This window comes from Microvirga massiliensis, assembly GCF_001006805.1.
Lineage (GTDB): Bacteria > Pseudomonadota > Alphaproteobacteria > Rhizobiales > Beijerinckiaceae > Microvirga > Microvirga massiliensis.
Genome location: NZ_LN811370.1, coordinates 67,555 through 77,463 on the forward strand (window position 1 = coordinate 67,555; position 9,909 = coordinate 77,463).

8 protein-coding genes and 1 pseudogene are annotated in these 9,909 nt (G+C 62.0%); 8 read left to right on the forward strand and 1 reads right to left on the reverse strand.

Annotated elements, in window-relative coordinates:
- Positions 1-112 precede the first annotated feature (112 nt).
- The gene (locus BN1233_RS39090; protein WP_046869079.1) at positions 113-841 is read right to left on the reverse strand and encodes an FCD domain-containing protein; all 729 of its coding nucleotides are present in this window, start codon (positions 839-841) and stop codon (positions 113-115) included.
- 569 nt (positions 842-1,410) lie between these two features.
- Here BN1233_RS39090 and BN1233_RS39095 point away from each other — a divergent pair.
- From BN1233_RS39095 to BN1233_RS39120, 8 genes and pseudogenes are all read left to right on the forward strand, one after another.
- On the forward strand, positions 1,411-2,391 hold the full coding sequence (locus tag BN1233_RS39095; protein ID WP_046869080.1) for an ABC transporter substrate-binding protein: 981 nt from the start codon (positions 1,411-1,413) through the stop codon (positions 2,389-2,391).
- A 71-nt stretch (positions 2,392-2,462) separates the two neighbouring features.
- Positions 2,463-3,989, forward strand: coding sequence for a sugar ABC transporter ATP-binding protein (locus BN1233_RS39100; RefSeq protein ID WP_046869081.1), 1,527 nt, complete (start codon positions 2,463-2,465; stop codon positions 3,987-3,989).
- The gene (locus BN1233_RS39105; RefSeq protein ID WP_082145921.1) at positions 3,961-4,983 is read left to right on the forward strand and encodes an ABC transporter permease; all 1,023 of its coding nucleotides are present in this window, start codon (positions 3,961-3,963) and stop codon (positions 4,981-4,983) included. Before BN1233_RS39100 ends, BN1233_RS39105 begins: the two co-directional genes overlap by 29 nt.
- Positions 4,984-4,988: 5 nt before the next feature.
- Positions 4,989-5,969, forward strand: a complete 981-nt coding sequence (locus BN1233_RS39110; RefSeq protein ID WP_046869082.1) for an ABC transporter permease — start codon at positions 4,989-4,991, stop codon at positions 5,967-5,969.
- A 56-nt stretch (positions 5,970-6,025) separates the two neighbouring features.
- On the forward strand, positions 6,026-7,114 hold the full coding sequence (locus BN1233_RS39115; RefSeq protein WP_046869083.1) for a mandelate racemase/muconate lactonizing enzyme family protein: 1,089 nt from the start codon (positions 6,026-6,028) through the stop codon (positions 7,112-7,114).
- 81 nt (positions 7,115-7,195) lie between these two features.
- Positions 7,196-7,447 (forward strand): annotated as a pseudogene (locus BN1233_RS51470) (fumarylacetoacetate hydrolase family protein); the annotation flags it as partial.
- Complete coding sequence (locus tag BN1233_RS51475; protein ID WP_074078469.1) at positions 7,339-7,581, forward strand: fumarylacetoacetate hydrolase family protein; 243 nt, start codon at positions 7,339-7,341, stop codon at positions 7,579-7,581. The pseudogene BN1233_RS51470 and the gene BN1233_RS51475, both read left to right, overlap by 109 nt.
- A 176-nt stretch (positions 7,582-7,757) precedes the next feature.
- Positions 7,758-9,449, forward strand: a complete 1,692-nt coding sequence (locus tag BN1233_RS39120) for a GMC family oxidoreductase (protein ID WP_046869084.1) — start codon at positions 7,758-7,760, stop codon at positions 9,447-9,449.
- Positions 9,450-9,909 lie beyond the last annotated feature (460 nt).

Sequence of the window (9,909 nt, forward strand, 5' to 3'; positions counted from 1 at the left end):
GAAGGAGACGTTCCGCTGGGTCAGATAGCCCACTACATGTATCGGAGCAGACAGACCTTTATCGCGCGGCTGCGAAGATCGAGCGTCAGCAATAGGTGGGTCGACTGCACACCTAACTCTCGACAGTGAATGTTGACCGTACGAACTCCCAAGCCGCGACGAGATGGCGGCGCAGCGCTTCCTCGGCATTATCGGGATCACGGGCGATAATGGCGTCGAAGATGGCTCGGTGTCCCGCATGGTTCATCTGGTCAATGTCCGCGCCGCGTTTCATGGAGCGCCAGTGCTGGACCAGCCACTCGACATAAGCCTTGTGAACCGCCGGATAGATGGGATTGCCCGGAATCCGGTAAAGGATGGCATGAAAACCTGCATCGGTCTCATCGAAGCGGGGTGAATCGCCGATTGCCTGGCGGTTCGCCTCGAGCGCATCCCTCAATTCATCGATATCGTCCCGGCGGGCGTGGGCGGCAGCCCAGCGGGCTAAAGCAGCTTCCAGGAAAATGCGCGAGTCGAACAGGTTCCACACGCCCTTGCGGTCCACCACGAGGTGACCGACGAGCTTCCCGATCTTGTCGATAGCGATCTCGTAATCGGCTTTGCGCACGACAGGACGGTGTCCCAGCCGCGTGACGACGAGTCCGCGATTGGCGAGGGAGATGATGGCCTCGCGCACCGCAGTCCGGCTGACCCCATAGCGTTGCATCAGGTCACGCTCCGCAGGCAGACGATCTCCCTCCTCGAGCCCTCCGGTCTGAATCATCCGCATGAGCTCCTGCGCGACGACATCCGATCGGCGCCCGACCGAATCCCTGCCAAGCAGCTCAGCGCCGTGATCCATTTACCTCTCCAATTTCAATGACCGGAGCTCTTTCGACGCGGAGCACGATCAACGCCCATCTGAACCCTCCTATGGTCCGACCAAACTTATCAACCCGTCGTGGATCCAAGCGGAAATTTCCAGGAAAATTCCTCGAAAGTAAAGCGCAGTAGTAGCCACTTGACAGTCGACATTCCCTTAGGGATCCTGATCCCGGTCGCACCAAACAGATCGCAACAAAGATGTTTGGTTTGACATTGTTCCGCTTGGGCAACGCGGGAGGAACGACGCGTGACGTTACTTGCAGTCGCGACCAGGCCGGACGCTGCCCTCGATTTTCAAAGCTCCCCGCATCCTGGGGCTCTCGATGACTGCTTCGGCTGCAATATGTCGAACGTCCCTGCGGAGAACTGGTCCAAGGCTTCCACCCGTGTGGAAGGCTTCGGGACTCGGCGGTGAGGGCGGCAAGTACGGTTTTGACGGATACATGCTCAAGCAGGCCGCCTACATCGCCTCGCGAGACCTGCAACCCGAAGAGGCCGCGGCAATGTCCAAAGACGTCGAGAAGGGGCGAAAAACCATGGAGGAAGATGATGCTGAGAAGGACTTTCCTTGCGCTCGCGGCGGGCGTGGCTGCAATCGGGCTAGGGCTCGGCGGCATGCAGGCCCAAGAGCTTCCCAAACTGAAGCAGAAGGATAAGTACAAGGTCGGGTTCGCCCAAACCGAGTCCAACAACCCGTGGCGCATCGCGCAGACGGAGAGCATGAAGGCCGAAGCCGCCAAGCGCGGTCACCAACTCGTCTATACGGACGCGGCAGGCTCCGCTGCCAAGCAGGTGGCCGACGTCAACTCGATGATTGCCCAGGGCGTCGATCTGATCTTCCTCGCGCCCCGCGAGGAAAAGCCGCTCATCCCTGCCGTGATGGCCGCGAAGAAGGCCGGCATTCCGGTCATCCTGCTCGATCGCAACGTGGATCAGAGCCTCGCCAAGGCCGGCAAGGACTACGTCACCTTCATCGGCTCGGACTTCGTAGAGGAAGGCAAGCGCGCCGCGGAAGCCCTGACCCAGGCGGTGGACGGGAACGCCAAGATCATCCAGCTTGAAGGCACCACCGGCTCCTCCCCTGCCAACGACAGGCGCAAGGGCTTCGAGGATTACATCAAGGCCCATCCCGGCATGAAGATCGTCGCGTCCCAGTCGGGCGACTTTGCCCGCGACAAGGGCCGCCAGGTCGCCGAGACCTTGCTGCAGGCGCATCCCGATGCAACCGCCATCTATGCCCACAATGACGAGATGGCGATCGGCGCGATCGCGGCTCTCGAAGCTGCCGGCAAGAAGCCCGGCAAGGACGTGATCGTCGTCTCCGTCGACGGGACGCGCGATGCCCTGCAGGCGATCATCGATGGCAAGATGCTCGCGACGGTCGAGTGCAATCCCAAGTTCGGACCAAAAGCCTTCGATACGATGGAGAGCTACGCCAAAGGCGAGCAGATCAAACCGTGGGTCGTGAACACCGACCGCTTCTTCGACAAGTCGAACGCTGCGCAACTCATCTCTGACGCGTACTGACCGCGGAGCGCTGCCCGTCCCGAGGGCGGGCAGCACATCCTCCGTTTGAGAAGACCAGCAACGGACCTCCCATGGCGCCGCTCCTGACCATGCACGGGATCGACAAGAGTTTCGCTGGCATTCCGGCGCTGCGAAGCGCCGAGCTTGTGGTCGAGAAAGGCGAGGTGCATGCGCTTATCGGCCAGAACGGGGCCGGCAAGTCCACGCTGATCAAGATCCTGACAGGCTACTACAAGAAAGATGCAGGCGGGATCGTCTTCGACGGACGCCCCGTTGCCTTCACCTCCCCACAGGAGGCGCATGCAGCAGGCATCAGCACGATCTACCAGGAAATCAACCTGGTCCCCTATCGCTCGGTAACGGAAAACATCTGTCTCGGCCGGGAGAAACGCCGGTTTGGCCTCCTCGACTGGCCCGCCATGCACGCAGAAGCCCGCTCGCTTCTTGCCCGCTTCAACATGGACATCGACGTGCGGCGTCCGCTCGTGGCCTATTCGACCGCTGTTCAGCAGATGGTCGCCATCGCCCGCGCCATCGGCTTCGACGCCAAGCTCGTCATCATGGACGAGCCGACCTCCTCACTCAACGAGCGTGAAGTCGAGGTGCTTTTCGGCGTGATCCACCAACTCAAGGCAGCTGGCATTGCCGTCATCTTCGTCAGCCACAAACTCGACGAGCTTTACGCGGTTTGCGACCGCGTCACCATCATGCGGGACGGACGCACCGTCCAAGTCGCCCCCATGTCGGAGCTTTCGCGCCTCGACCTCGTCACGACCATGCTGGGACGTGAACTCTCCCAGGCCCTGCACGAGGCCCGCGCGACAGGCGAAGCGGCCCGCGATGGACGTGAGCCTGTTCTGGCCGTCGGGAGTCTTGCTGTCGGGCGCAAGGTCCGCGACGTCGACTTCGAGGTTCGGCCCGGTGAGATCGTCGGCCTCGCAGGCCTCCTCGGCGCCGGACGAACGGAATCAGCGCGCGCGGTTTTCGGTGTCGACCGACCTGAGTCCGGCACAATCCGCTTCACAGGAACGGAGAACGCCATTGCCGAGCCCTCAGACGCCATCCGGGGTGGGATGGGCTTCTGCTCGGAAGACCGCAAGCTCGAAGGCATCATTCCCGACATGTCGGTGCGCGAGAATCTGACGCTTGCCCTCATGCCGCATCTGGCCCGGCGCGGCATTGTGGATGAGGCCCGCAGCCGCGAGATCGTCGACCGCTTCATCAAGCGCCTCGGTATCCGCTGTTCTGGCCCCGAGCAGCGGATCCGCGAACTGTCCGGCGGCAATCAGCAAAAGGTCCTTCTCGCCCGCTGGCTGTGCATGAACCCCAAGCTCCTCATTCTCGACGAACCAACCCGCGGGATCGATGTCGGTGCCAAGGCCGAAATCCTCAACCTCGTCCGCGAGCTTGCGGGACACGGTCTCGGGGTCCTGATGATTTCGTCCGAGCTGGAGGAGGTCGTCGAGGCGGCCAGCCGTATCTTCGTCCTGCGTGACGGTCGTACCGTTGCAGAGCTCACAGGTGGTGCCGTGAACGAGCAGGCCGTCATGGCAGCCATGGCGCATGGTCATGACGTCAGGGAGGCAGCCCATCGCTGAGACCGTAACGACCTTCCCCGCGACGCAGACGGCCTCTCGACCGGATGTCAGAACCTTTTTGACCCGCCATGGCGCTTGGCTTGCCTTGGCACTCCTCATCCTCGGCAACCTGGCCATCACTCCCAACTTCGCGACCCTGCAGACGCTCAACGTCAACCTCACGCAGGTCTGCACCATCGTGATCGTCGGCGTCGGCATGACCCTCGTGATCGCAACGGGTGGGATCGACCTCTCCGTCGGCGCGCTCATGGCGATTGCGGGTGCGCTGGCTCCGCTGATCTTCCTCGGCAAGCTCTTTCCCTTGCCCCACCCGGTGGTCGGGATCGCACTTGCCTTCATTGTGCCGGTTGCGGTGACCGCTATCCTCGGCTGGTTCAATGGCTGGCTTATCACGCGTCTGAGGATCCAGCCGATCATCGCAACCCTCGTCCTGTTCATCGCCGGGCGGGGCATCGCCCAGGTGTTTACCAACGGCAATCTGCAGGTCTTCAACCTGCCCGAATTCCAGTTTATCGGGCTGGGCCGCGTTTTCGGGGTTCCTTTCCAGGCCGTCCTGATGGTCGTCACCGTCGGGGCCGCGGCCTGGATGCTGCGGCGTACCGTGTTCGGCCGACAGATCCTGGCGGTCGGCGGCAATGAGCGCGCGGCCCGCCTGTCCGGCATTCCCGTAGCCTCCGTGAAGCAGAGGGTCTATCTTATCAGCGGCCTTCTCTCGGGTATTGCCGGCCTCGTCGTCATCGCCCGCAACTCCGCCGCAGATGCTAACCTCGTCGGGCTCGGCATGGAGCTCGACGCCATTGCCGCGGTCGCCGTTGGCGGGACGCTCCTCACGGGCGGGCGCGCAACTATTGTCGGCACACTGGTCGGCGCACTCATCATCCAGCTCGTCCGCTACACGCTCCTTGCTAATGGCGTCCCGGATGCAGCCGCCCTCGTGGCGAAAGCCGCCATTATCGTGCTGGCCGTCTGGCTCCAGCGTCAGGGTCAGCGTTGAGGTCGATGATGGAGAACACAAATACCTTGAAGCTGCTTCGAGGAATCGGTCGCTATGGCGTGCTCCTCGCCCTTGCCGCACTGATCGTGTTCGGGTGGCTGCGCTACGAGAACTTTCTCGGCGCGTTCAACGTGCTGACCGTCCTTCGCTACAACAGCATGTTCGCGCTCGTCGCGCTGGGCATGTGCTTTGTCATCATCGCTGGCGGGATCGACCTTTCCGTGGGCTCGACCGCGGCGCTCGGCAGCGTGGTGGCCGCCCTGCTCTCGCCCTACGGCGTTCTTCCCGGGCTCCTTGGCGGACTCGCAGCGGGACTCACCATCGGGGCATGCAATGCTTTCATTGTCACCCGGCTCAACATCCTGCCGTTCATCGCAACCCTGGCAACGATGCTGGCGGCGAGCGGCTGCGCTCTGCTGCTCGCCGACAACCAATCCGTCTCTGTATCCTATGAATCGGGCTTCACGGAGCTTGGGCAGGGCGACTTCCTCGGCTTTCCCGTTCCTGCCTGGATTGCGCTGGTCGCCTATCTCCTTGGATCGCTTATCCTCAACCTGACCTCGTTTGGACGCACGGTTCTCGCCATCGGCGGCAACGAGGATGCGGCGCGGCTCATGGGTCTGCCGGTGACCCGCATCAAGGCGATAGTGTATTTGGCGAGCGGAGGACTTTCAGGCCTGGCAGGTGTCATTCTCGCGGCGCAGTTCGGGGCAGGCCAGCCCATCGAGGGCGTCGGCTGGGAGCTATTCGCCATTGCGGCGGTTGTGGTCGGCGGCACATTGCTTACGGGCGGCGTCGGCTCGGTCGGCTCAACGCTCGCCGGAGTCCTCCTGCTCGGCCTGATCTTCAACATTCTGAACTTCGAGAACGGCCTCGGCTGGATCAGCCTCTCCGCCTACTGGCAATCGGTGATCCGCGGCGCATTCCTGCTCCTTGTGGTCGCCATCCAGGCGCGGCTGAGCGCTCGCACCGAGGAGGCGGCCTGACGCAGGAAGCCGAACCTGAAAAGAAACTCCAACCATTGAGCGTATGAAAGAAACCCATGTCGCGGATCACGTCCATAGAACCCGGCTTCTATCGCATCCCGCTCCCGACCATCCTGACGGATTCGATGCACGGGGAGATGCGCGCCTTCGAGCTCAATACGATCCGCATCCGCGACAGCGACGGCGCAGAGGGTGTGGGCTACACCTTCACGGTCGGGCGCAATGGCGCTGCCATCGACATGGTCCTCGCCCGTGAGCTGCCAGAGATCATGGACGGAGAGGAAGCCGACGAGATCGAGCGTCTCTGGCACAAGGCATGGTGGGCACTCCATTACGGCGGACGCGGGGGACCGACGGTCCTCGCGCTCTCGGCTTTCGACACGGCCCTGTGGGACCTGAAGGCGAAGCGGGCCAATCTGCCCCTGTGGAAGGCACTGGGTGGCTACGATCCCTGCGTGCCCTGCTATGCCGGTGGCATCGATCTGGAACTACCTCTCGACAAGCTCCTGCGCCAGACGGACGACAATCTTGGGAAAGGCTTCCGTGCGATCAAGATGAAAGTCGGCCGCACCAACCTGTTCGAGGATGTCGAGCGGGTACAAGCGATGCGCGAGCATCTCGGGACGAACTTTCCGCTGATGGCCGACGCGAACATGAAGTGGAGCGTCGACGGCGCCATCCGCGCTGCCCGCGCCCTCCAGCCGTTCGACCTGACCTGGCTCGAGGAGCCGACCATCCCCGACGATCCGGCAGGCCACGCCCGCATCGTGCGTGAGGGCGGATTGCCGATCGCAGCCGGCGAGAACCTGCGCACTTTGTGGGAGTTCAAGCTCTACGTGGCCGGAGGCGGAGTGACCTATCCGGAGCCCGACGTCACCAACTGCGGTGGCGTGACCCCTTTCATGAAGATTGCCCATCTGGCGGAGGCCTTCAACCTGCCGGTCACCAGCCACGGAGCGCATGACGTGACGGTCCATCTCCTCGCCGCCTGCCCGAACCGCTCGTATCTCGAAGCGCACGGATTTGGTCTCGAACACTACATCGCCGAACCTCTTCAAATTCAGGATGGCTTCGCCCTCGCGCCGAACCGGCCTGGGCACGGCATCGCGTTCGACTGGCGCGGCCTTGAGCGCATCAAGGCCTGATGCCTTCGCAACCACGAGCCAGCGAAAGACCGCGATCCGCATGAACGCCTTCTCAAATATTCTTCTTGCTGGGCGGGCCGCCCTCCCATCTGCGAGCCAAACGATGACATCGAAACACCGCACAACTCCACCAAAACGGATTGGAAAGTCGAGCCCGGCGTGGTTACCGGGAAGCACGCCAAATACATCGGCGAGGCCGACGCTCTCTCGCATGTTGCGGGCTGTTGCGTGATCAACGATGTGTCGGAACGGAAATCCGGACAGAGCGCTCCAGCCAACGGACGAAGGCCAAATCATGCAACACTTTCGGCTCCATCGACCCCTGGCTCGTAACCACCCACGAGACCGCAGATCCGCAGAATCCACCCATGTGGCTCACTGTGAACCGGCGCAGCTACCAGAACGGCAGCACCCAGCTCATCATCTGCGGGCTGTCTTTCTGGTCTCGTATCCGTCGCAGCTCCTGAGACTGCATCTGGGGGGTATCATCTTCACCGGAATGCCCCTAGGAATCGGGCTCAGACAGAAGCCGCGGCTTACCTCAAGCTTGGCGATGTCGAGGGGCTTGGCAGCGAGGCCTTTGGGCGCAAAAAGCTGATATTCGTTCAGGGCTGACGCTCGCTCATTTTTCGAAGGCGCAGGAATGAAAGAGCATTTTGATCACATCGTTGTCGGGGGTGGCTCATCCGGCTCGGTGGCGGCCGCGCGGCTGGTCAACGAAGGCGCACGCGTGCTGCTGCTCGAAGGCGGATATTCCCACCGTCACCCGCTCCTCGACATGCCACCGGGCATCTTCAAGATGATCAATGGCAGCAAATACATGCGGTATCACCACACGATCCCGCAGGAGCACCTCGACGGACGCGTGCACGATATTCCGCAGGCCAATGTTCTCGGCGGAGGCTCATCGGTTAACGCCCAAGTCTACATGCGCGGCAGGCCCTCCGACTATGAAGAGTGGCACGAACTGCTGCACGGCGAGAACGATTACCCCGGCTGGGGCTGGGCCGATGTCCTGCCGCACTTTCGGACCATGGAAGGCAACAACAGACTCTATAACGACCTGCACGGTGCGGATGGGCCGCTGCTGGTTTCCGATCCTGGCTACATCAACGACATGTCGCGGTGGTTCGTGCAGGCCGTTCAGGCTCTCGGCGAACCGTTCAATTCCGACTTCAACGGGCCAAAGCAGCGGGGTGTCGGCTTCTACCAGTTCATGAACAGGCGTGGCAAACGCAGCAGTGCCGCCTATGCCTTCCTGGTGCCGCTTGCCGATGATCCCAACCTGACGATCCGCCTGAATGCTCGGGTGCGCCGCATCGAAATCGAGAACGGCAGGGCCGTCGGCGTGACCTACCGCGACTCCAAAGGTGTTGACCGGCAAGTCTATGCTGACGGCGAAATCATTGTGGCCGCAGGCTCGCTCGTCACCCCGCAATTGCTCATGCTGTCCGGTATCGGTCCCGCGGATCATCTCGGAGAACATGGCATCGCCTGCATTGCCGATCTTCCCGGCGTGGGCGAGAACCTGATCGACCATCCGGAAGTTCCCATAATTGCCATGGCGAACGGGCCCTATGGCTATTACAAGCAGAGTGTCGGGTGGCGGATGCTCCTCAACGGCATCCATTTCAGGCTGTTCGGCAGCGGCCCGATCCTTTCTGCAGGCGTCGAAGCCGGAGCTTTCGTGAACCCATCCGACCGGGACGGCGAGCCGACGATCCAGGCATTCTGCGTGCCCATCGTCTATCTCGATCGCGACACGCTCGGGCTCGTCGAGGATACCCATGGTTTGACCGTGACCACCGTAGTGGTGAAGCCCAAGTCGCGTGGCTTCGTGCGGCTGCGCTCGGCCAATCCCGACGACATGCCGCTGGTCTCGCCGAACCTGCTGAAGCACCCCGATGACTTCCGGGCGATGATCGACGGGCAGCGTTTCTTCCTGCGCGCCTTCCAGACCAGCCCTCTCGCCGAGCGGATCAAGCATATTGCCATCCCCGACCCGAACGACCTCAGTGACGAAGCAATCATGAAGCATTGCCGCCGGTTCGTGAAAACGAACTACCACCCGGCAGGCACATGCCGGATGAGCGCCGCCAGCGATCCTATGGCGGTTCTCGACTCCAGGCTTAGAGTCCGCGGCATTGAGAATCTGCGCATCTGCGACCTGTCGGCCATGCCCAACATCAATGCCGGGAACACGAATGCGCCTGCCATGATGCTTGGTAGCCGGTGCGCGGAACTCATCACACGCCTACCCACCGTCAGCACCTCCCAGTTCGGTCCGCGTCTTTCTGAACAGGGAGAAGATACGAGGGTTGCCACTTTGAGTTGAACAGGTTTCGGAGGGAGACAATGCCCTCCTTCGAGTAACGGACAGAGCTCTAACTGGTCCCGTAGGTTAGCGTGATGTATGATAGCCACATCCAGGGTTCATGGCCTGCCTTGCTCCAGCCGCCTCGAGAGCATGTCGGTCCGCCAGTGATAGAGTTTCGCTGGCTTGCTCCGGTTGAGGCTCATGGAAACAACAGTGACGCTTCTTGCTCACCCGGGCACAGGCGACAGATCAATGGCGGGAGTGGTAGTCTTGCGGGTGTCACGATAATTCGGTGATCCCATGCGGCGGCGTGACGCTCTGACGCTCTTTGCTCTTCTCCCGATGACGAGCCGCGGCCTCGCACAAACCGCACGAGGGGTATCGGTCGAGATCGATCCTACCCCCAGGTCGTTCATATCTCCTCATCTCTATATGCAGTTCATGGAGCCGCTTGGCACAACCGATTCCTCGGTGGAGG

What these genes read in the sequence shown, in the direction of transcription:
- BN1233_RS39090 (WP_046869079.1), bottom strand. Translation starts at nt 841, where the DNA reads ATGGATCACGGCGCTGAGCTGCTTGGCAGGGATTCGGTCGGGCGCCGA.
- BN1233_RS39095 (WP_046869080.1), top strand. Translation starts at nt 1,411, where the DNA reads ATGATGCTGAGAAGGACTTTCCTTGCGCTCGCGGCGGGCGTGGCTGCA.
- BN1233_RS39100 (WP_046869081.1), top strand. Translation starts at nt 2,463, where the DNA reads ATGGCGCCGCTCCTGACCATGCACGGGATCGACAAGAGTTTCGCTGGC.
- BN1233_RS39105 (WP_082145921.1), top strand. Translation starts at nt 3,961, where the DNA reads ATGACGTCAGGGAGGCAGCCCATCGCTGAGACCGTAACGACCTTCCCC.
- BN1233_RS39110 (WP_046869082.1), top strand. Translation starts at nt 4,989, where the DNA reads ATGATGGAGAACACAAATACCTTGAAGCTGCTTCGAGGAATCGGTCGC.
- BN1233_RS39115 (WP_046869083.1), top strand. Translation starts at nt 6,026, where the DNA reads ATGTCGCGGATCACGTCCATAGAACCCGGCTTCTATCGCATCCCGCTC.
- BN1233_RS39120 (WP_046869084.1), top strand. Translation starts at nt 7,758, where the DNA reads ATGAAAGAGCATTTTGATCACATCGTTGTCGGGGGTGGCTCATCCGGC.